The sequence below is a fragment of the Dyadobacter sp. SG02 genome, assembly GCF_900109045.1.
Classification (GTDB): Bacteria; Bacteroidota; Bacteroidia; order Cytophagales; family Spirosomataceae; genus Dyadobacter.
In genome coordinates this window covers 1-22,644 of the sequence record NZ_FNYL01000016.1, presented here as the reverse complement: position 1 = coordinate 22,644, position 22,644 = coordinate 1, and the positions used below count along the sequence as shown (strand labels likewise).

Here is a 22,644-nt window from a genome sequence, read left to right as displayed (position 1 = left end):
GGTATTTTAATAGTTACAAATCAGGGTAAATTGTACGAAACGGGTGCCACCTGTGGCACTATAACCGGGTAGGGCGTCATTTCCGACTGGATAATATGCACCGGCAGCCCGAAAGCTTCCTGAATGGCCTGTTCGGTCAGCACGTTTTCGGGCAAACCGATGCCGTGCATGCATCCGCCTTTGAGCATCAGCACGCGGTCGGCATATTGTAATGCCTGGTTCAGGTCGTGGATCACGGCAATGACCGCGAAATTTTTGCGGGTAAGTTCTTTGGCTAATCTAAATGTCTCATACTGATGCAGCAGATCCATTCCGGTAGTAGGTTCGTCGAGCAGGAGCAGGCCGTTTTCAATCTCCCACACCTGTGCGAGCGCGCGGGCAAGCTGCACGCGCTGCTGTTCGCCGCCGGATAATGTCGGGTAAAGACGACCCTTCAAATGTCCGATACCCACTTTTTTAAGACACATATCCACGATCGCGAGGTCGCGTTGCGTAGGATCGGCATCGTAAAACGGGTAGCGACCCATCAGCACGATCTCCTGTGAGGTAAACGAAAGCGTGATATTGTTTTGCTGGGACAATACCGTCCGTTTGGTGGCGAGCTCTTTCAGTTTGTACTTCCGGAGATCGCGGTCGTGGAAAAGTACCGAGCCGGAGGTAGCGCCCAATTCGGCGGAAAGAAGCTTGATCAATGTCGACTTCCCGGCCCCGTTGGCCCCTACAACCGCCCAGAATTCCCCCGGTCTGATCGAAAAACTGACATTTTCCAGCAGTTTCCGGCCTCTGACTTCAAATCCGGCATTCCGTACCTCCATCATAGCCGCTTCCGTTTTTGTTCCCACAAAATATAAATGAAAAACGGCGTACCGAGCATGCCCGTCAGAATGCCGATCGGGAGTTCCGACGGCGCCACGATCGTGCGGGAGAGGGTGTCGGCCAATGTGAGCACGATAGCACCCGCAAAAGCCGATCCGATAATCAATGTCCGGTGGTTTGGGCCGAACAACGTGCGTATAATGTGGGGTACTATCAGTCCTACAAAGCCAATGCTCCCGGCCACGGCCACGGAAGCGCCAACACCCAGCGTCGCGAGGATAATTACCTGGCGTTTCAGTGATTTCATGTTAACACCGAGGCTGGCCGCCTGGCTTTCACCAAGCACGAGCAGGTTCAATGCTTTTGATAAATAGGGCATGAAAATAAGTGATATGCCTACGAAGGGTCCCACGGCCATTACCGACGTCCAGTTAGCGCCGCCCAGGCTGCCCAGGTTCCAGAAAGTAATGTTTCGTAGCTGGGCATCGTCGGCAAGGTAGGTCATCAGCCCGGTCATCGCGCCTACAAATGCATTAATCGCGATCCCGCAGAGCAGCAACGTTGCCACACCGCCTTCACTGGTAATTTTGGAGAGCTGATAAACAAGGAGCGTCGTGCAGGCAGCTCCCAGGAAAGAGACGAACGAAATGCCGTACGCGCCTGCAAGCTCGCTCAGCATTCCGAAGTATTTAACGTTGAGCATAATGACGAAAACGGCAAAAAGCGAAGCGCCCGAGGTAACGCCGATGAGCGTGGCGTCGGCGATGGGATTTCGGAAAAGCCCTTGCAGGGATGCGCCGCCGATCCCCAATGCGGCGCCTATGAGCACCGCGAGGCACACCCGCGGCAGGCGGATAATCCAGAAAACGATCGATTTCTGCTCTTCGACCTGCGTTTCGGAAATCCAGCCGAATTTAAATGCGATGATCTGCCAGAGCTCGCTCACGGAGATCGATAATGCACCGGTGCAGGCTGCCAAGACGCAGCACGCAAGCAGTATCGCTCCGAGAATCCACACCATTTTAGCCATCGAAGAAGGCAAAATGTGTTTCTGGAAGCTTTCTGCTTTCGTGCTTTCGTGCTCGGTTACCGTTTCTGTCAGCATTGCTCCTTATTTTACTTTTTGGGAAAGTTCAATAGCTGCTTTGCCGAGCCGCGGACCGAAGCCGGTGAGGAACTGCCCGTCCATCGTGACGATCTTGCGGTTCCTGCCCGCATTGGTATTGGCCACACCGGGTATTTTCAGCAACCCGTCCATGCCTTCGAGGCTTTCGAGTCCGCTGGAAAACAATACGAGCACATCCGGGTTGGCGGCGATAAGGGATTCCGCGGTAAGGGGTTTAAATTCTGTAAAACCGCTTACCGCATTCTTATGTCCGGCCAATGCGAACATTTTATCGAGCGAAGTGCCTGTGCCCGAAACCATTAATGTGCCTGTTCCGCGTGCGTAAATGAAGAGTAATTTCCTGGGGCTGACCGGCGCTGGGATCTTTGCCAGATCGGCCTGTAATGCTTTCACCATTTTCTCGGCCTGAGCAGTTGCATTGAAATAGGCGCCTACTTCGCGAATGAGCGTGATAGCGCCCTCTTTGGAATACTCATGCTTGAACTCGACCAGCTTTTTGCCGCTGCTGTTCAGTTGTTTCACCACAGCAGGCGATAACATGCTCTGGTTGGTATAAATGATCACATCGGGGTTCAATGCCAGAATGCCTTCGGCCGCAATGGTGCGGTTATGGCCGATTTTCGTGATTTTTTCAAGAGAAGCCGGGTACGTGCTGGTTACGTCCACGCCCACGATCTGTTTTTCCAGGCCAAGCCCGACCAGGATTTCACTCAACGTCCCGTTCGCCGACACGATCCGGAGCGCTTTGGCATAACCGGAAGCCGTCGTGGTCAGGATGAATATTAAACAAATATAAATTTTCGAAACTGACTGCATTTCAGGGTTTTACTTTTTATAGGAAAATATTTTATCCACTTCCAAAACCAGTAACGCCTCCTGGAACATCGTGCGGATCTCCTCCAACTCGGTGTTGTCGAAAGAGAGCATGAAGTTCGGGATGGGCGAGGGTAACAAATGCGTTTTGCCGTTGGGAAGCGTCTCACCGAGGCTCTGGATATGGTATTCGTCATACAGAATGGATTGGAAGCCCTTCAAGCCATCTTCGGTGAAAACAAAAATCACATTGCCGTAGGCGAAATTGAAATGCGTGCAGCAATGGCACTGCCCGATATACCCCTTGGCCGTGTGGCTCAAAATCCGTAACGAATTGTATGAATGCGAATCCTCGTGCATAGCCTCTTAATGATCATCGATGTGAATGCCCACCATTTGTCTGAGGCAAATATATGGCATTAATTTAGACCAAGTATAAATAGTTGATAAAAATTTAGTTCTGCCTTCCCGGAATCGTCTGGCAGACTTCTTATTATTGTAAATTGATGAGTTGCCCAACTGACTGTGGGTGACGCCCGATCCGAACCATTTCATTCCTATACCTGAACGCCCTTGAAAAAGCTTGTTACCAACCTGACCTTCTGGGTCCTTACCGCCATTACGGCCGGCGCGCTGCTGGGCCACTATCTCCCCGACAAGGCGGTAGAAATGAAGATTCTCGGCGAAGGTTTCATTTCCGTAGTCAAGCTTTTTATCAATCCCATTATCTTCCTGACCATCACGCTGGGCATTGTAGGAATGGGTGATTTGAAAAAGGTAGGGAAGGTAGGTGCCAAAGCATTACTGTATTTCGAAGTCGTAACCACGCTTGCGTTGCTAGTGGGGATTATCGTTGCCAACATCATCCGCCCGGGTCACGGCGTTGTTACGGATACGTTGGAAAAAGGGGATATCTCCAAATACGCCGGAAAAGCGCACGATTTCAGCTGGCTACAATTTTTCTTCGATAACATCACCTTGCAGGTGCTGCTCTTCGCGCTTGTTTTCGGCTCGGTACTGAGCCGCATTGAAGCCAAGCAGCGCATTGTGGACGGGCTGAATTTTATATCCAAATATGTCTTCAAGGCGCTGCACCTCGTCATGATCTTCGCGCCTATCGGTGCATTCGGGGGAATGGCATTCACGATTGGTAAATACGGCATTCACACGCTGCTGCCACTCGCCAAGCTCATGGGGACGGTTTACGCCACCATGGCCGTCTTTATTTTCGGTGTTTTGGGGTTGATCTTGCGGACTTACAAGATCAGCCTGTGGCGCTTTTTGAAGTACATCCGGGAAGAGCTGCTGATCGTGCTCGGTACGTCTTCTTCCGAAGCCGGCTTGCCTTCATTAATGGCCAAACTGGAACGAATGGGTTGCTCGAAACCGGTCGTAGGGCTCGTGGTGCCAGCGGGCTATTCGTTCAACCTCGACGGAACAACCATTTACCTCTCCATGGCGACGATCTTCCTCGCGCAGGTTTTTAATGTGCATTTGAATATCGGCCAGATATTCTCGCTGATCGGGATATTGATGGTCACCTCCAAAGGCGCCGCGGGCGTAACAGGTAGCGGTTTCGTCGTGCTCGCCTCGACATTGACGGCCATTAAGGTCATCCCCGTCGAAGGGCTGGCACTTCTTCTCGGCGTAGACCGTTTCATGTCAGAAGCCCGCGCGATCACGAATTTCATCGGCAACGGCGTCGCCACCATCTGGCTCGCCAACAACGAAAAAGAGTTCGACCGCAGCAAAATGGAATACGCATTCCGGAATATTCAGGAGACGGAGAATGTGGTGACGGATAATCTGAGCGACGTTACGCAGCCGGAGCAGACTAAATTATAAATTTGATTTTTTAAACAAAGTACCTCTTATATGTCCAATCAGAAAACACTTCATATACCTACCCGGGCGAAACGGCCTTTTATCGGGGAAGAATTTGATTTGAAGAAATGGGATGATGTTCAGCCATTCTTCGAAAATTTGAAAAACAGGGAGATCAACTCGCTGGAAGATTTGAAACAATGGTTCTCGGACCGCAGCGAGATCGAGTCGTACCTCTCGGAAAACTTTGCGTGGCGTTACATCCGCCAGACTTGCGACACCGCAAATACAGGTCTGATCAACGCATTACAATTCTTTATCACTGAAATCCAGCCGAAACTGGCCGAATACGGTAATGCGCTCGACAAAAAGATCGTCGATAACCCATTCCTCAGCGAATTGACGGAACCAGGTTTCGCGGTCACATTGCGGGGAATGAAGAAGGCGATCGAGATTTTCCGTGAGGAAAATATCCCGGTTATCACCGAAATGCAGACCGAGGAGCGCAAGTACGGCGCTATCGCTGGCGCGATGACCGTTACGCTCGACGGCGAGGAAATGACCTTGCAACGCGCAGCGGACCGACTGCAATCTACCGACCGTAATGTGCGGGAAGAAGCGTGGCGGGCGATTGCCGGGCGCCGGTACGACGACCACGAAAAGCTGGACGACCTGCTGAACAAGCTCGTAACGCTGCGCGATACCGTTGGTCGCAATGCCGGTTTCAGCAACTACCGCGATTACATGTTCGCGGCAATGGGCCGTTTCGATTACACGCCCCAGGATTGTTTCAACTTCCACGGCTCCGTGAAAAAGGCGGTTGTGCCGATTTTGAACGAAATGGCGGCTGAACGCAAAGCTGCATTGGCGGTAGACGCGCTTCGCCCGTGGGATACGAAGGTCGATCCGAAGGGGTTACCGCCTTTGAAACCGTTTGAAACCGGCGAAGAGCTGCTGGACAAGACGATCCGCGCATTCTCGCGCCTCGATCCGTTTCTGGGCGACTGCCTCCGCATCATGAAAACGATGAAGCACCTCGATCTCGAATCGCGGAAGGGCAAGGCGCCGGGCGGCTATAACTACCCGCTCGACGAAATTGGTGTTCCGTTTATCTTCATGAATGCGACTTCGAACCTGCGCGATATGGTCACGCTCCTGCACGAGGGCGGGCACGCGGTACACTCGCTCGTGACGCGCGACCTGGCGCTGAACTCGTTCAAACACACGCCTTCGGAAGTGGCCGAGCTGGCTTCGATGTCGATGGAATTGATCACGATGGATTTCTGGGACGAATTCTTTGAGAATGAAGAAGACCTGAAACGTGCCAAAATCACGCATCTGGAATCCATTATTGAAACATTGCCCTGGGTAGCGACGGTCGATAAGTTCCAGCACTGGATGTACGAGAACCCGCAGCATACGCCGGAGCAACGCACCGAGGCGTGGGTACGCATTTACGAGGAGTTTACGGACACGGTAATCGACTGGTCGACGTTGGAAAACTTCAAAAAATACCTGTGGCAGCGTCAGTTGCACATTTATGAAGTCCCGTTCTATTACATTGAATACGGCATTGCGCAACTCGGCGCGATCGGTGTCTGGAAAAACTATCGCGAGAACCCCGCAGCCGGCTTGAAGGGCTACCTCGACGCATTGAAGCTGGGTTACACCGCGACGATCGGTGAAATTTACCAGGCGGCCAATATCCCGTTCGATTTCTCGGAGCGGCATATCGCTGAGCTGATGCAGTTTGTACGCGACGAATTGGCCGAATTAAAAAAATAATATTTCAGCCGTCCGCAATTTGGTGGTTATGAAATTGGCGGTTATTTTTGCGCACAATACTATGAACGATCAAAGAAATGAAATTCAATAAAATAGTTGCTTTTGTTGCGTGTGTGGTGCTTCTTTCTTCTTGTGAATACCAAAAGTATAACCACAAGGACCAGAAAGATCTGAATGCCGGTAACGAGTGGGTTTACGGCGTGAGCCCTGATTCCCTGCCACGTCAGATGTCATTCAAGTATGAGGCGAAGCCTGAGCTCGATGCCCGTGTAAACGATATCCGCGCGAAACTTTACGGTGGTAAAATTCCTAGCTCGCTGGTGAAAGAATAGCAGCCATTCATTGAGAAAATATACGAGATATCCCCACCAAATGGGGATATCTTTTTTTTGTCCGCCTTTTCCGGATATTGAACAATTTTAATATTGCATTACGCGTATTATCCTTCTGGATTCTGCCCATTGACTAAGTGAAGTTGTGACGATTGAACATTTTTAATTTACTTTACGTATTCGAGGCAGGGCGAAGCCGAAATTTTAGATAGAAATAAGCGATTAAAAAGTATTCAAAACATGAACATAGCTTTGGTCACCGGCTCCGCCGGACTAATTGGAAGTGAATCGGTTGCTTTTTTGGCTGGCAAGTTTGACCTGGTCATCGGAGTAGACAACAACCTTCGTCAATACTTCTTCGGTGCGGATGGAAATACTGAGTGGAACCGTAACCGTATCGAGGAGGCTTTTGGTAACTACAAGCACTATTCTGCGGACATCCGCGAAGTAAGCCAGCTCGAACCGATCTTCAAAGAGTACGGAACAGATATTAAAATGATCGTTCACGCGGCAGCGCAGCCAAGCCACGACTGGGCGGCACGCGAGCCGTTCACCGATTTCGGTGTGAATGCGGTAGGTACATTGAATATGTTGGAAATGACCCGTCTGCATGCACCCGAGGCTGTATTCATTTTTACTTCTACCAACAAGGTGTATGGCGATAACCCTAATTACCTGCCATTGGTAGAGCTCGAAACACGTTGGGAAATCGATGAAAATCACCCATATTTTGAGAATGGTATCGACGAAAACCACAGCATCGACCATACGAAACACTCGATCTTCGGCGCTTCCAAAGTGGCTGCCGACATTATGGTGCAGGAATATGGCCGTTATTTCGGCATGAAAACGGCAGTTTTCCGTGGAGGATGCCTTACCGGCCCTAATCACTCCGGCGCGCAGCTGCACGGCTTCCTGGCTTACCTGATGAAATGTGCCATTACCGGAACGCATTACACGATCTTCGGTTACAAAGGCAAGCAGGTTCGGGACAATATCCACAGCCATGACCTGGTGAACATGTTCTGGCATTATTATCAAAACCCGCGCCCAGGCGAAGTTTACAACGCCGGCGGCGGCCGTTTTGCCAACTGCTCGATGCTCGAAGCGATCGCATTGTGCGAGCAGATTACCGGAAACAAACTTTCTTACTCATACTCGGAAACGAACCGTATCGGCGACCACATCTGGTACGTGAGCGACCTTTCGAAATTCAAGTCGCATTACCCGGACTGGAACTGGGAATACGGCCTGACAGAAACGCTTACGCAGATCCACGACGGAATCTCGTCGCGACTAGGAGTAAAAACGGTCTAAATCACATTCAAAGCCTCCGGAACCACCTTCCGGAGGCTTTGGTAACTCTCTCCCATGCCAGAAAATTACGTCATTATTATACCCCAATTCAATGACTGGGAGGCACTGAATCTGCTGATTCAAAAGATTAATGCGGATTTAAATACCCCGATCCTTCAAAATACGACGCTGCTTATCGTCGACGATTGTTCTTCCCGCTCAAGAACCGAGCCTTTTGCCGCTTTTGGCGGAAAAGAGCTGAAAGTGTTGAAGCTGTACCGCAACCTAGGTCATCAGAAAGCGATTGCAATAGGGCTTTCGTATGTGGCCGAACATATGCAGACCGACAAGGTGATCGTGATGGACGCGGATGGAGAGGACGCGCCGGGAGATATCAACAAGCTGGCAGCGAGGTCGATAGAGGAGCCTGACAAGATCATTTTCGCTGAGCGCAACAAGCGTACCGAGGGCTTCCTGTTCCGGTTTTTTTATGTGATTTACAAATATGTTTTCAAACTGCTGACAGGCAAGGTGATCACTTTCGGCAATTTCAGCCTGGTGCCGCAAAGCCGTTTGCAGAACCTCGTTCGGGTTTCGGAAATCTGGAACAACTATCCGGGCGGCGTGATCAAATCCCGCATTCCATACGATTCTGTACTCACCAACCGTGCCAAAAGGCTGGCCGGAGAGAGTAAGATGAACTTCGTTTCGCTCGTACTACACGGTTTGAGCGCCATTTCGGTGATGGTCGATACGACGGCGGTGCGCATTCTGATTTTCTCGATCTTCATGTCGGCCGTTGCGATCGGGTTCATATTCTTTATTCTTTTCCTGAAACTGATCGGAAATGCCACGCCGGGCTGGGCGTCGACATTGGGCAGTACGCTCATGATCCTCATGCTGCAATCCTTCCTGATTTCGCTGTTTCTGGTGTTTATGGTGCTGCAATACCGTTCGCAGCAGCATTTTATCCCTGCCGTTCATTACCGCGATTTTGTCGAGAAAGTAGAGTCTTTTAGCTAATCGTATGTTCAGTTTCGACAATTCTCCTCCTGTATACTGGTTTATCGGCTACCTGCTGGCTGGGATTGTCATTTTTGCTTCACAATATCGGTCACTGTCCACAAAGGCATACTTGTCATTGGGCGTTCTGCTGCTTGTATTCATGCGGCTGCCCGTGATCGTTTTCAACCGGGAGCTTAATCAGGACGAGAGCCAGATGCTGAGTCATGCGATAACGCTTTTGCAAGACCCGGTGTATTGGCGTTCGGTCGATGGAACTACGATTGGACCGCTGGATAATTACCTGCTCGTTCTCCCTAAACTGCTCGGTTTTCAGATTGATTACAGTTCCGCCCGTTTTATGGGGCTGCTTTGTGTGGCAGGCTCGTGGCTGTTACTGTTTTCGGCATTGAAAAACTGGTTCGGCATAACCATAGCACGCGGCGTTTCCGTTGTTCCGCTGCTTCTGGTCGCATTCACGCAGGAAATCGATTTCGTGCATTATTCGAGCGAGCAGCTTCCGGTACTGCTGCTGGCATTTTGTGTATTCCAACTTTCCCGTCTCGATCCCAAAACGATGCCTTCCGCGGGTGGGCTGTATTTCCTGGGATTGGCGGCAGGAGCGGTGCCTTTTAGCAAATTGCAGGCTGTGCCGATTGTCGCGGTCATTGTTTTGTCCGCATTTTGGGTTTTATTCAGCCGTTTTAGAAGATATGGAGAGTTTAAATCGGCTATTGCATTGGTATTGGGCGGGCTTACCGTGCCGCTTTTTTTTCTTGCATTCACATTGTCGTTCGGCGTTTTCGACGACCTGATCGACTTTTACGTGCTCGGTAATGCGATTTACGCGGGCGGAGCCACGTTTGCGGATATTCCTTCGCAACTCTACAAAATCATCGTATTATCGACTGACTTCCAATTTTTCAGCCTTGCGCTGATCATTCCGATGGCGATTGGCCTGGTGCGGATAGTAAGGCTTTATGTGCCCGGTAAAATGGATTTCCATGTGCCATTTACCATCCTTTTTCTGATTCTGGCGAGCGTCTACGCCGTGACCAAGTCGGGTAATGATTTTATCCATTACCTCAATTTCTGCATTATCCCCTGGACTTTGCTGGCCGCCTATGGCTTTTCAGCTGTCGAGAGCTGGTCGCTGGCATTTCCGGCGATCATTATCGCGTGGTTTGGCGGCTACGACGCGCTGCACTATGTGAAAGAGCGCCGGTTGAATGCATTCGATTCGGTGGGTAAAACGACATTGCAGCGAAGCCCGGTAGTGACGGAGATTCTGAAGCGCAAAAAAGAAGGCGATTTTATGGCTGTGTGGGGTTGGAATTGCTCCTATTACGTGGAAGCGCAGCTTGCCGAAGGAACCGCCGAAAACCATTCCGAACGCTCTATTTTCGAGCATCCTATGCGCGAGACCTACCGCAGGCGCTACATGTCCGATCTCGCCCGCACCAGACCTGCGTTTGTCGTGGACGCGGTGGGGAAGAACAGCCATTGGGTACAGGACAAAAAAACTCAGGGCATCGAAAGCTACCCTGAGTTAAATCAATATATCCGTAATCACTACACTTTACTTGGCGAGTATGACGATGTGCGGCTCTATATCCGCAACGGCCGGAGGTAAGCAGCCTTCGCCGTGGCCCTACGATAGAATGTCCGTCGAGGCAGCGTTTTCAGCTTGCAACAGATCGCTCAGCGTGGTTTTGTCGAGTACTGCGAGGTTGGCATCCCGCCATCTTTCCAGCACGGTGCGGAGGCTGCAAGTTTCTTCGTCCTTACAGTCGTCGCATTTGCCGTAAAAGAACATCGAAACGCATAGCGCAGGCGCAATAGGGCCGTCGATGATCCGCAGTACTTTGGAGAAGTTCACCTCTCCGGGAGGGACGCGCAGCAGGTAGCCGCCGCCTTTTCCTTTCTGGCTTTGTAATACGCCGTTGTTCCGTAAGTCGAGCAGGATCGCTTCCAGGAATTTTTTCGGAATCTTCTCTTTTTCAGCAATGTAAGAGATTAATACCGGTCCTTTTCCGTATTGTTCTGCGAGGACTTTGAGGGCCTTCAGCGCGTATTTAGCTTTTTTCGAAATCATTGTTGATCAAATGTACATTTGGGGTCAGCAAGCGTAAAGATGAACCAGTTTTGGCGAATATTTGCTTTGACCAGTTCTAAATTTCGGATTTTTAAACAAATATCCTATCCAACAGAACATAAATCGGTGAAACAATAATTCCCGTATCAGTTTCTGGGCGGTTTGCCGCCATTCAAAAGCCCCTGCATTCTTTCCAAAGTCTTTTTCTCCCCGCACAGAGAAAGGAACGCCTCCCTTTCCAGGTCGATCAGATACTGTTCCGAAACGAGCTGCGGGTAGCTCAGATCGCCGCCGTTGATCACATAAGCGAGCTTGCCCGCGATTTTGGCGTCGTGATCGGTGATATAATTGGCGAGGCGCATTTGGGTAATACCTGCCAGGAACAATGCAATGCCCGTTTTACCTTGTACTTTAATGTCGTAACGCGGTTTGGGTTGGGTATAACCGTTTTCGGCAAGGTCTATCGCCGCCTGTTTCGCTTCCGCGATCAGTCGCGAACGGTTGAGTACGATCTGGTCTTTGTCCTGCAAGTAATTCATCGCCCTCGCCTCGTGCGCGGATGTGGACACCTTCGCCTGCGCAATGTTCATGAATGCATTTTGCAGGATATTCAGTTCGGGATCGCCGGCCTGGTACATATCCGAGCAGCGCAGCGCCATTTCCTTGGTACCGCCGCCCGCCGGGATCAATCCCACTCCGAATTCGACCAGGCCGATGTAAGTTTCCGCGTGCGCCACCACCTTATCCGCGTGAAGTGTGAGCTCGCATCCGCCCCCAAGCGCGAGCGTGTGAGGCGCTACCACCACGGGTACCGAAGAGTACCGCGCCCGCATCATGGTTTGCTGGAACTGCGAAATCACCAGATTAATCTCGTCAAACTCCTGCTCGACGGCATACATAAACAGCATGGCGAGGTTAGCTCCCGCAGAAAATGCCTCCACAGCCTCGTTACCAATCACCAACCCGCGAAAATCCTTTTCCGCAAGGCTAATGCTTTTCTGAATACCCTCGATCACCTCCGAGCCCATGGTATTCATTTTGGATTTGAATTCCAGGTTCAGAATGCCGTCACCGATGTCGTACACATTCGCTCCCGCGTTTTTCCACACAATATTGTTGGAAAGATTGCTAAGCAAAATGAAGCTGTCCTGGCCGGGGATCTTCTTGTAAGATTTAGATGGAATATCATAATATAGCGTCTTGCCATGCTCGACCTTATAGAACGACTCATTACCTGCCGCGAGCATTTCGTAAACCCATTCGGCCGGTTTCAGATCCAGCGATTCCATGATCGCCAGCATATTTTTCACGCCGATGGCGTCCCAGGTTTCGAAAAGGCCATATTGCCAGCCGAAACCAGCCGTAATAGCCTGGTCGATGCGGAATATCTCGTCGGAAATTTCGGGAATGCGGAATGTGGCGTATTTGAAAACGTCGGCAAATGTTTTTCTGTAAAAATCGCCCGCCTTGTCCTTGCCCGCAACGAGCGCGCCGAAACGTTTATACACGTCGCTGATATTCTTGGTGCCTTCGAGCGTGTCGAATTTGACCTTACCCGACGGTACATATTCCAGCGTTTTGAAGTCCAGCGCCAGAATCACCGACTTGCCTTTTTCGTCTTTGATTTTTTTATAAAAACCCTGACCGGTTTTATCGCCCAGCCATTTGTTGTCAAACAGCTTTTGCATGATTTCGGGCAGTACAAATGCATCGCGCGATTCGTCCTTTCCTTCGCCGGAAGCGTAAAGGTTATTAGCCACGTGAACGGTCGTATCAAGCCCTACCACATCCGAAAGCCGGTAGGTACCCGATTTTGGCCTTCCGGCAACCGGGCCGGTCAGTTTATCCACTTCATCCACACTCAGCCCCATTTCTTCGGCCACGCGGATGGTTTGGATCAATGCGTAAATGCCCAGGCGGTTGGCGATGAAGCCCGGCGTGTCTTTGCATAGCACCGTTGTTTTGCCCAAAAACAGCTCGCCGTAATGCATCAGGAAATCCACCACGCCCTGATCGGTATCGGCTGTCGGGATGATTTCAAGCAGTCGCAGGTAGCGCGGTGGGTTGAAGAAGTGCGTTCCTGCGAAATTCTTGCGGAAATCCTCGCTACGGCCCTCCGCCATTAGATGGATCGGGATACCGGAAGTATTGGAGGTTACGAGCGTACCCGGCTTACGGAGCGCGTCCACTTTTTCGTAAAGGCTTTTCTTGATATCCAGCCTTTCGACGACTACCTCTATTACCCAGTCGTAATGCTTAATGTCCGCGAGGTTATCGTCGAAGTTGCCGAGCTTGATCCGTGATGCGAATGCGGGGCTGTACAACGACGCCGGAGTTGCTTTGAGCGTCGCCTGGAACGAGTCGTTCACAATCCGGTTGCGGAACGCGGGGTGATCGGTGGTGAGGCCTTTCGCTTTTTCGGCGTCGGTAAGATCTTTCGGCACAATGTCCAGCAAAAGCACTTCAACGCCTATATTGGCAAAATGGCACGCAATGCGCGAGCCCATAATGCCTGAACCAAGAACAGCTACTTTACGAATGGAACGATTCATTTTTACTAAGGTTGGTTTTCAGGATGGGATTAGTGGTAATCAGAGATCTTCGGTGATTTCGCCCGCTTTCAGTTTCTGGTTTTCTTCTTCCACCAATCGGTTTATATCTTTAATGACATCGAAAAACACGACGAGCTTATCGAGCGGTATCTTGTCGCGGATCATCGTATTGAAGGAGATCACGCCCTCGCGAGCGAGCTCGCGTTTTTCCTTACCCAATTCGGTGAGCACAATGCGGACGAAGCGCTTGTCGTCTTTACTCACTTCCCGGCGGATCAGGCCTTTTTCTTCGAGGGTTTTAAGCATCCGCACGAGGCTCCGCGGCTCCATGCCTAGTAATGGCGCTATTTTCGTGGCTGGCGTGCCGTGTTCGATGTCGATATTCAGCAGGACATACCCGACGGCCATCGTCGTGTCAAAACGGGCGGCATAGGCATTGTACATCCGCGATATGGAATGCCAGGCCCATTTGATCTGGAAATCGATTGTTTTTTCCTTGCGCATCGTTTCAAAAAGCTATTGGTATCAGGTAATGCCCTTATCACAAATGTAAGCAAAGTGCCTACTATTATGCAAGCATACTAATTTGCGACCAATAAAAAACACACCGCCCCAAAATGTGACGGTGTGCCGCTGTATTTTTTGCTGATTACTTCTCGCTGATAAGCTTGTCCATCAAGGTATTGAAATCGGCCACGAACTCGTCGTAATAATGGCCGGTGCCCGGGCCGTTGAAGCCGGTATGGATCTCGCGGACTTTACCGTGCTTGTCGATAAAAATGGTGGTCGGGTAAGACATTACCTTGTTGAGCATCGGCAAAGCCTTGGCCGTAGACGCATCAGAACTGGTGCCGGCCAGTACGACCGGGTAGTCAATGCCAAAACGGCTCACCATCCGGTCAATTTTCGGATTGGCGATCTCAGGTTTGTCGGTGCGCTCGAAAGACAAGCCTACGATCTCGATACCGCGTTTTTTATTCTTTTTATACCACGGAGCGAGGTAGTTGGTCTCGTCCATACAGTTGGGGCACCACGAACCCATGATCTGGATAATGACCGGCTTACCCGCGAAACGCGGATCTTTGAGCGTCCAGGTTTTGCCTTTGGTATCCTTCAATTCAAAATCCACGCTTTCGAAGCCTGGTTTGAGGAAGGTCATTTTGGTGGCATCCGGCAGCTTGGCGTTCGCGTCGGGTTTCGCGGTCCAGGTTTTGAATGCTTTCACGCCCGACCACTGGTTGCCGCTCAATGAGCCATCGGGCTGAAAACCTGCTTTGAAAAGCATCGCAAATGAGCCGTCGAACGTGGATAAATAGAGGCTGTCGCCGTTCACGCTGCCGGTCAGGAAACGGTAATCGCCGGTGGGCGTCAGGAATGAACCGGTTACGTCGGTACCTTGCTGCGTGAAGTTTCCTACCGCAATGGTTTCGTCGCCTGTGGCCGGGTTTTTAAAGGTGGTGGCCCATTTGCCGCTCACATTACGGCTGCTTTTGGCTTCGCCTTTTTTGAAAAACTTATAATTTTCTCCCTGCTCCGCTTCAAAAGGCAATGAGCCGGCCACCACGCCGTTGGCATAGCGGTAATACGTACCTTTCAGTTCGTCGCCGCTGGATTTGGCGATGATTTTGGCATCGAACATCATCATCGGGATCACGAGCGAGTCGTTCTGGAAATAGCTGCTGTCCATTTTGAGCTTTTCCGTTCCGTTAATGATGTGGACAGTGAGCGTTTTACCATCGGGATTTTGCGCAATATCGAGTATGAGGGGCAGTTTCTGCTTATCGCGGGTCAATGTCGCGCGCCAGATGCCCGATTTTACGGGTGTGTCGGAGAATGCTGGAAAACTCGTTGAGAAGATCAAAGATGAAAGTATTCCAAACAATAACAGGAGTCTCATATTCAATTTATTGGTGTTGAAAGACATTAGTGGTGTTAAAATTAATTCCCTGCGCGGGCATGATTCCTACGCTTGAAAATTGCTAAGTTTGTAACTGCCGCTTTGCCGGAAATAGTTCCTCAGTACATTGCTTTTAACAAATGGATTCGTCTAGTACCTACCACGTTCCCGTCATGTTGTCCGAGTGTCTGGAAGGCCTTCAAATACAGCCTGATGGCATTTATGTCGACGTTACTTTCGGTGGCGGCGGGCATTCCCGGGCCATTCTGGAAAAATTGACCACCGGCCGGCTGCTGGTATTCGATCAGGACCCCGACGCGGTCGCTAATGCGCTGGAATTCAAGGATGATGAACGTTTTACATTCATCCCTGCCAATTTCAGGCATTTGAAACGCTACCTTAAACTGAACAAAGCGCCGCAGGTGAACGGTATCCTGGCCGACCTGGGCGTTTCGTCGCACCAGATCAACACGCCCGAGCGGGGGTTTTCTACACGCTTTGACGCGGACCTGGACATGCGAATGAACCCCAATACCGAGAAAACAGCCCGGGAGGTGCTCAAAACACGCTCGGCAGGGGAATTGCAACGCATTCTGGGTATGTACGGAGAAGTGACCAATGCCCGCACCGCCGCGGAGGCGATCATCGCTGCCAGATACAATACGCCCATCGAAACCGTTAATGACCTGAAAAGCATTCTCATGCGCTACGCACCCAAGCACCGCGAAAACAAGTATTTCGCACAGGTGTTCCAGGCATTGCGGATCGAGGTGAATGACGAACTGGCGGTACTCGAAGAGTTCCTCACGCAGGTACCCGAGGTGCTTACGCCCGACGGTAGGCTTGTGGTAATGTCGTACCATTCGCTGGAAGACAGGCTGGTAAAAAATTACATTCAGAAAGGGAAATTTTACGGAGAAGTCGAAAAGGACTTTTATGGAAACGAGCTCAAACCGCTGAAAAGCGTGACACGCAAGCCCATCGAAGCGACTGCGGAAGAAGTAGCCGTAAACCCGCGCGCCAGAAGCGCGAAGTTGCGGATTGCGGAAAAAGCCTGATGGTACCGGGGGATGTTGTCAGGTGTAGTCAAGTGTTGTCAAGTGTTGTCAAGTGTTGCCAGGCGTAGTCAGTCATGGTCGAACGCTGTCAGAAGTGAATGACCACTTCACGACAACACCTGCCATTCCTGACAACAAATGACCACCTCCTGACAACAAATGACAACCTCCTGACAAAACCTAGTCGTCCAAATACTTAACGTAACGTTACACATGGCAGAAAATAGAAGAAAGCCCAAAGTTACGCCGCCTAAACCGCCCAAACGGAAGCGGGAATATTCGCTATTCAACTGGCTGAACAAGTTTTTGCCGCTCGACAAGGTTTTTGGCGAGAAGTTGCCGGGACAGGAAGAGCGTTTGCCGGTGAAGTACTTTTACTATTTCGGCTGGGTGATCATATTGCTCGTCGCGTACGAACGGATCGGGTTTCAGTCGGAGGATTATGTGAGGAAAAGCATTAAGCTCAAAAAGGAGGTCGACGATCTGAAAGCGGAATACACCTCTATTCACGCCGAATACGAGCGGGCCGGGAAGCAGTCGGTGGTGGTGGAAAAAGTACAGGCCCAGGGATTGGTCGAGAACCTTATCCCACCGAAGAAAATCATTTTAAAAGAAGACGAAGAATAAGCCGTTTTTTTCTCAACGCCTCATGAAAAACGAAGTCGAAAGCGGTCAGAACAATAAAAAAGCGCTGATCAACCGGGCCCGTTTGGTCGGCTGGATGCTGTTTTTGCTGGCGATCATGGTTTTTGCCAAGCTGATCCGGGTTCAGTATTACGATACTTTTAAGGGAAAAACCTGGGCCGAGTATTCGGAAAAGAACGACCTGAAACTGGACACGATCCCGGCCATGCGCGGGAACATCTACGCAAGCGACAATAGCCTGCTGGCAACGTCGTTGCCCTATTATTATGTAGGTTTTGATACAAAAGTCGCTGATTCGGCCTATTTCTATAACCATATCGACGAACTCGCGTCGCTACTCGCCAAGAATTTCAAAGAAAACACTGCCGAAGGCTACAAAAGCAAGATCATGCGCTACCGCGTGAGCAAAAGCAAACGGTACCTGCGCCTGAAAAGCAAGGAAATCACCCATTTGGAGCGTGAGCGGCTCAAAAAATGGCCGTTTTTTGCCAAAGACCGGAAAGGCGGCGGAGGCAAGTTCGAAACGATCTACAAGCGCTACAAACCATTCAGCCCGATGGCCGACCGCACCATCGGCGGCATCGACCCGAAAAGCGGGCGCGGGTATATTGGTCTGGAAGCCAGTTTTGACAAACAACTGGAAGGTCGGCCGGGTATCGGCTGGGTGGAAAAAGTGGAAGGCGGACTGAAAATCCCGGTCGGGGACGCATTGAATGTGCAGCCGGCAGCCGGAAGGGATATTTACACCACGCTGGATATGAACTATCAGGAGCGTACCGAAATCGCATTGCGCCGGAAGTTGCTGGAAATGGATGCGGATTTCGGTTCGGTGATTATTATGGAAGTTGCTACCGGCGAAATCAAAGCCATGGCGAACCTGACCAAGCGCGGCCCGGGTAAATATGAGGAGGTTTTCAACTATGCATTGGCAGGCAGTAACGATCCGGGTTCGACTTTCAAGCTGGCGACGATGATGGCCTTGCTGGAAGAAACCCATATGGACCCCGACCAGGTGATGGTCAACACAGGCAATGGCGCCATGAAGTTCCGTAACCACGTGATCCGCGACGCGCACCGCGGGGGATTTGGCACGATTACCGCCGCGCAGGTTTTGGAAAAATCGTCCAACATCGGCATTGTGCAGCTCATGCAGCGGTATTTTGCCAACAAGCCGGACAAATACCTGAGTTATCTCAAACAGTTCCACCTGAACCAGCCTACCGGCATTCACATGAAAGGCGAAAAGCCGCCATTGATCCGCGACCGGAAATCGAAGCAATGGAGCAGCTATTCGATGTATTTCATGGCGCACGGCTACGAAATGCAGATGACGCCTTTGCAAACGCTGGCATTCTACAATGCGGTAGCGAACAATGGCTACTGGGTGCGGCCGATGATCGTGCGTGAAATTCGCAATGCGGAGGAAATCGAAGACAAAATCCCGCCATATGTCGAAGAAAAGCCGATTTGCTCGCCTGAAACGATCCGGAAAGTGAAGAAAATGCTCGAAGGCGTGGTGAATGCGGGTTTAGCAAAACACATCAAAAGCGATTTGTACCAGATCGCCGGGAAAACCGGTACCGCGCGGAAGCTGATCAACGGGGTTTATACCGAGGGCAAAAACTACACCTCGTTTGCAGGCTATTTCCCGGCCGACAAGCCAAAATACAGCTGCATTGTGATTATCGATAATCCCAAAAGCACCGGCGCCGATTACACCCGGTACGCCGGAAGCGTGGCAGCGCCCGTTTTCAAGGAAGTAGCCGACCGGATTTACGCTTACGACGTAGCTATTCAAAAACCGGTAAGGGATTCGGTCCCCGAAAAATCGGAGGATGTGAAGTGGGCGGGAATGACCAACGATCTGAATGTGATCAGCAAGACGTTGAATATGACGCCTGCTCCGGATGAAAGCGAATATGCATCTGCGTCGCTCTACAAAAAAGGTAAAACGAAATGGAACCCGCGCGAGGTCGATTCCCGGGACGTACCGAACCTGCAAGGCATGTCGATGCGTGATGCATTGTATTTGATGGAGAACAAGGGTTTCAAAGTAACATTCAAAGGCTCGGGCAAGGTGGTGGAGCAATCGCTGCCGCCGGGTACCAATAAAACAGGAAGCAAGACAATCCTGCTTACATTACAATAATCCTTCAATGGAAAACGAACTAATTTTGAGCAGCCTGCTCGGCGAAGTGAAAGGAGCCATTATTCATGGTTATGCCGATGTCAAGGTCAAGAATATCATCCTGGATTCCAGAAAAGTACTACCCGGAAGCCTTTTTGTAGCATTGCGCGGCACGCAAGTAGACGGCCATCAGTTTATCCACACGGCAGCCGAGCTTGGCGCGACGGCCATTTTGTGTGAAGAACTGCCCGAAAGTGTTCGTGAGGATGTAACCTATATTCAAGTAGAGGATTCCGCCGCGGCTATGGGGCTCATCGCGGCCGCATTTTATGGATATCCATCCAAAAAAGTAAAGCTTGTGGGAGTGACCGGCACGAACGGCAAAACTTCGGTGGCCACCTTCCTTTTCCAGCTTTTCAGAGCATTGGGCTATCGTTGCGGTTTGCTTTCGACGGTCCAGAACCAGATCGAGGACGAAGTGATCCCTTCCACACACACCACGCCGGATGCCGTTGCATTGAATGCATTGCTCGCGCAGATGGCGGCACGCAATTGCAGCCACGTGTTTATGGAAGTGAGCTCGCATTCGGTGGCGCAGCACCGCATTACCGGTCTGCATTTCGCCGGGGGTATTTTTACCAACATTACCCACGACCACCTCGATTTTCACAAAACTTTCGATAATTATATCAAAGCCAAAAAGGGCTTTTTCGATGCATTGCCAAAGTCCGCATTCGCATTGGTGAATATCGACGACCGTCGTGGGACGGTGATGGTGCAGAATACCAAGGCGCGGGTCGAAACCTATTCGCTGCAAACACTCGCGACGTTCAAAGGAAAGATCATTTCCGACACGCTAGCGGGGATGCACATGGAGATCAATAACCAGGAAGTGTGGTTCCGTGTGATCGGCCGCTTTAATGCTTACAACCTGCTTTCAGTATATGGTGCAGCGGTGCTTTTGGGTGAAAAGGAAGAGGCTGTTTTAACAGAACTTTCGAACCTGAAAAGCCCTCCGGGACGCTTCGAACAATTCCATTCGGCAGACCATATCGTGGGCATTGTCGATTACGCACACACGCCCGACGCGCTCGAAAACGTGCTCGAAACGATCACGCATTTGCGGCAGGGCAATGAGCAGGTGGTGACCGTAGTAGGCTGCGGAGGCAACCGGGATGCCGAAAAGCGCCCGAAAATGGCCGAAATCGCTTGTCGGTACAGCAACCGCGTGATCCTGACATCGGATAACCCGCGTTTCGAAGAACCGATGGACATTCTGGACCAGATGCGCAAAGGCGTACCGCCATTGGATTACAAAAAAACAACCGTGATCGAAGACCGCCACGAGGCCATTCTCAAAGCCGGTCTGGAAGCGGAGCCGGGCGACATTATCCTGATCGCCGGGAAGGGACACGAAAATTACCAGGATGTAAAAGGCGTAAAACACCATTTCGACGATAAAGAAGTGCTGATGGAAGTGTTCGCAAAGCGGGCAGGCAATTAAAAATCACTATGCTTTTGGCGTAGTCTATTAAAAAAACCAATTTTGCAGCCGTCATCCCAACACGCTTTTTCATGCTCTATTATCTCTTCGAATATTTAGACAAACAATTCAACATTCCCGGCGCCGGGGTATTCCAGTACATCTCGTTCAGGGCGCTGGGTGCGACGGTTTTGTCGCTGTTTATCGCCGCCGCCTACGGAAAGACGATCATCAATCTGCTCCGGAGAAAGCAAATGGGCGAGTCGATCCGCGACCTCGGGCTGGCCGGGCAAATGGAGAAAGCGGGAACGCCTACCATGGGTGGTTTCATCATCCTGGCGTCGCTGCTGATCCCCGTGTTGCTGTTTGCCAAATTGAGCAATGTGTATATCGTTCTGCTGCTCATTACAGCCCTTTGGACAGGTGGTATCGGGTTTTTGGATGATTATCTGAAAAAATTCAAGAACAATAAAGACGGATTGGCCGGGCGCTTTAAAATCGTCGGTCAGGTTGGTTTGGGTTTGATCGTAGGTATAACACTTTCTTTTAACGACAATGTCAAAATCCGCGTCTACGACCAGCCGGTACTCAGTTCCAGCCTGGGCGAAGTGCAGCGTTACCGGGACATTATCCATCCGACAGTAACGACGATCCCGTTTATTAAAAACAATGAGTTCGACTACCGGGCGTTGCTTTTCGGCTGGTTACCAGAAGAATATACGTGGGTGATTTACACCATCATCGCGATTTTTATCATCACGGCCATTTCTAACGGCGCCAACATTACCGACGGTATCGACGGTCTGGCGGCGGGCGTTTCGGGCATTATCGCACTCACACTTGGCGTACTGGCTTATTTATCGGGTAATACCAAATTCTCGCAGTACCTCAACATCATGTACATCCCGAACTCGGGGGAGCTGGTAATATTCTGTGCGGCATTCATAGGGGCCTGTGTCGGGTTTTTATGGTATAATGCGTACCCTGCGCAGGTGTTTATGGGTGATACGGGGAGTTTAATGCTCGGCGGGGTGATCGCGGTAGTCGCACTCGCGATCCGTAAGGAATGGCTGATCCCGGTGATGTGCGGTATTTTTATCGTCGAGAATGCGTCGGTAATTCTACAAGTCAGCTATTTTAAATACACCAAAAGAAAATATGGCGAAGGTCGAAGGATATTTCTGATGTCACCGCTGCACCATCATTACCAGAAGAAGGGTATCCACGAAGCCAAAATCGTGACGCGGTTCTGGATTGTCGGTATTATCCTGGCGATATTGACGCTGGCGACTTTGAAGTTGCGGTAGAAGGGGAAAGGGAAAAGGAAATAAAAAAGGAAAACAGTTGGGCGTAATCTCCGACTACGTCCGAGCGACAACTGGTCTCTGACCAGTAAGCAACATTAAAGCGACGTCGCACAGGCCGGTCAGAGACCGGCACTCACTCGAGCCCGTCTCAAATCATTTTTGGGACGGGCTTCTGTTTTAAATGGTTTACAAACGTGTTTTCCGATTGGTATAAGATTTTAGCGGCATGGGCAGTTCCTGAGCTAGATCAAGCCTATCTAAGCTGCCTTCTTCCTGATATTCTGTGCTATCGCAATCAATCCCCATTCGATCTCAACCTTTTGCTTGCCACGGAGCATGAACCGGCGAAAGTTGTGGTTATGCTTGATATTGCCGAAGACAGGTTCGACATCAAAGCACCGCTTTTTTCGTTTCTGGATTCCCTCTTCACTTTTCAGTAACTCGTCTGCCTGCTGTTTATGTCTTTCCAGGTCCACATTTACTTG

General features: G+C 50.7%; 20 protein-coding genes. 11 read left to right on the top strand and 9 right to left on the bottom strand.

Features of this window, described 5'->3' with window-relative positions; genetic code table 11:
- Positions 1 to 20 precede the first annotated feature (20 nt).
- Genes BMW93_RS29155 through BMW93_RS29140 form a run of 4 tightly spaced genes read right to left on the bottom strand, consistent with a single transcriptional unit; the run spans position 21 to position 3,115 of the window.
- A complete protein-coding gene (locus BMW93_RS29155) occupies positions 21 to 818 on the bottom strand; it encodes a heme ABC transporter ATP-binding protein (RefSeq protein ID WP_090384884.1) in 798 nt (265 codons plus the stop codon).
- Positions 815 to 1,921: an iron ABC transporter permease gene (locus tag BMW93_RS29150; RefSeq protein ID WP_090384880.1), complete on the bottom strand. Its 1,107-nt coding sequence runs from the start codon at positions 1,919 to 1,921 to the stop codon at positions 815 to 817. Before BMW93_RS29150 ends, BMW93_RS29155 begins: the two co-directional genes overlap by 4 nt.
- A gap of 6 nt (positions 1,922 to 1,927) precedes the next feature.
- Entirely contained in the window at positions 1,928 to 2,758 is an 831-nt protein-coding gene (locus BMW93_RS29145; protein ID WP_090384878.1) for a hemin ABC transporter substrate-binding protein, read from the bottom strand.
- Between the two features lie 9 nt (positions 2,759 to 2,767).
- A complete protein-coding gene (locus BMW93_RS29140; RefSeq protein ID WP_090384873.1) occupies positions 2,768 to 3,115 on the bottom strand; it encodes a DUF6686 family protein in 348 nt (115 codons plus the stop codon).
- A 213-nt stretch (positions 3,116 to 3,328) separates the two neighbouring features.
- Here BMW93_RS29140 and dctA point away from each other — a divergent pair, with 213 nt between their 5' ends.
- The 6 genes from dctA (at position 3,329) to BMW93_RS29110 (ending at position 10,627) form a co-directional block, all read left to right on the top strand.
- The gene (gene dctA / locus BMW93_RS29135) at positions 3,329 to 4,600 is read left to right on the top strand and encodes a C4-dicarboxylate transporter DctA (RefSeq protein ID WP_090384870.1); all 1,272 of its coding nucleotides are present in this window, start codon (positions 3,329 to 3,331) and stop codon (positions 4,598 to 4,600) included.
- Between the two features lie 30 nt (positions 4,601 to 4,630).
- Positions 4,631 to 6,364, top strand: coding sequence for a M3 family oligoendopeptidase (locus tag BMW93_RS29130; protein ID WP_090384868.1), 1,734 nt, complete (start codon positions 4,631 to 4,633; stop codon positions 6,362 to 6,364).
- A gap of 77 nt (positions 6,365 to 6,441) precedes the next feature.
- Positions 6,442 to 6,696, top strand: coding sequence for a hypothetical protein (locus tag BMW93_RS29125; RefSeq protein WP_090384866.1), 255 nt, complete (start codon positions 6,442 to 6,444; stop codon positions 6,694 to 6,696).
- A 240-nt stretch (positions 6,697 to 6,936) separates the two neighbouring features.
- Entirely contained in the window at positions 6,937 to 8,013 is a 1,077-nt protein-coding gene (locus tag BMW93_RS29120; protein WP_090384865.1) for an NAD-dependent epimerase/dehydratase family protein, read from the top strand.
- A 54-nt stretch (positions 8,014 to 8,067) separates the two neighbouring features.
- The gene (locus BMW93_RS29115; RefSeq protein ID WP_090384861.1) at positions 8,068 to 9,015 is read left to right on the top strand and encodes a glycosyltransferase; all 948 of its coding nucleotides are present in this window, start codon (positions 8,068 to 8,070) and stop codon (positions 9,013 to 9,015) included.
- A 4-nt stretch (positions 9,016 to 9,019) separates the two neighbouring features.
- The gene (locus tag BMW93_RS29110) at positions 9,020 to 10,627 is read left to right on the top strand and encodes a hypothetical protein (protein WP_090384860.1); all 1,608 of its coding nucleotides are present in this window, start codon (positions 9,020 to 9,022) and stop codon (positions 10,625 to 10,627) included.
- A gap of 18 nt (positions 10,628 to 10,645) precedes the next feature.
- Here the strand turns inward: BMW93_RS29110 and BMW93_RS29105 are convergent, their stop codons facing one another.
- The 4 genes from BMW93_RS29105 to BMW93_RS29090 form a co-directional block, all read right to left on the bottom strand.
- Positions 10,646 to 11,089, bottom strand: a complete 444-nt coding sequence (locus BMW93_RS29105) for an Rrf2 family transcriptional regulator (protein WP_015812979.1) — start codon at positions 11,087 to 11,089, stop codon at positions 10,646 to 10,648.
- Between the two features lie 146 nt (positions 11,090 to 11,235).
- On the bottom strand, positions 11,236 to 13,641 hold the full coding sequence (locus BMW93_RS29100; RefSeq protein WP_090384858.1) for a 3-hydroxyacyl-CoA dehydrogenase/enoyl-CoA hydratase family protein: 2,406 nt from the start codon (positions 13,639 to 13,641) through the stop codon (positions 11,236 to 11,238).
- A gap of 39 nt (positions 13,642 to 13,680) precedes the next feature.
- Positions 13,681 to 14,145 (bottom strand): MarR family winged helix-turn-helix transcriptional regulator, encoded by a 465-nt coding sequence (locus BMW93_RS29095; RefSeq protein ID WP_090384855.1) that lies wholly within the window; start codon positions 14,143 to 14,145, stop codon positions 13,681 to 13,683.
- Positions 14,146 to 14,290: 145 nt separating this feature from the next.
- On the bottom strand, positions 14,291 to 15,538 hold the full coding sequence (locus tag BMW93_RS29090) for a peroxiredoxin (protein WP_090385279.1): 1,248 nt from the start codon (positions 15,536 to 15,538) through the stop codon (positions 14,291 to 14,293).
- A gap of 140 nt (positions 15,539 to 15,678) precedes the next feature.
- Between BMW93_RS29090 and rsmH the strand changes: the two genes are divergently transcribed.
- The 5 genes from rsmH (at position 15,679) to mraY (ending at position 22,159) form a co-directional block, all read left to right on the top strand.
- Positions 15,679 to 16,596: a 16S rRNA (cytosine(1402)-N(4))-methyltransferase RsmH gene (rsmH, locus tag BMW93_RS29085; protein WP_090384853.1), complete on the top strand. Its 918-nt coding sequence runs from the start codon at positions 15,679 to 15,681 to the stop codon at positions 16,594 to 16,596.
- A 213-nt stretch (positions 16,597 to 16,809) separates the two neighbouring features.
- A complete protein-coding gene (locus BMW93_RS29080) occupies positions 16,810 to 17,223 on the top strand; it encodes an FtsL-like putative cell division protein (RefSeq protein WP_090384851.1) in 414 nt (137 codons plus the stop codon).
- Positions 17,224 to 17,245: 22 nt separating this feature from the next.
- Complete coding sequence (locus BMW93_RS29075; RefSeq protein WP_090384847.1) at positions 17,246 to 19,390, top strand: penicillin-binding protein; 2,145 nt, start codon at positions 17,246 to 17,248, stop codon at positions 19,388 to 19,390.
- A gap of 7 nt (positions 19,391 to 19,397) precedes the next feature.
- Positions 19,398 to 20,873, top strand: a complete 1,476-nt coding sequence (locus BMW93_RS29070; protein ID WP_090384844.1) for a UDP-N-acetylmuramoyl-L-alanyl-D-glutamate--2,6-diaminopimelate ligase — start codon at positions 19,398 to 19,400, stop codon at positions 20,871 to 20,873.
- A 71-nt stretch (positions 20,874 to 20,944) separates the two neighbouring features.
- On the top strand, positions 20,945 to 22,159 hold the full coding sequence (mraY, locus tag BMW93_RS29065) for a phospho-N-acetylmuramoyl-pentapeptide-transferase (protein WP_090384841.1): 1,215 nt from the start codon (positions 20,945 to 20,947) through the stop codon (positions 22,157 to 22,159).
- Between the two features lie 257 nt (positions 22,160 to 22,416).
- On the opposite strand, the gene BMW93_RS29060 is transcribed toward mraY, so the two are convergent.
- Positions 22,417 to 22,644 (bottom strand): transposase (locus tag BMW93_RS29060; RefSeq protein WP_143061713.1); only part of this gene is annotated, 228 nt, incomplete at its 5' end.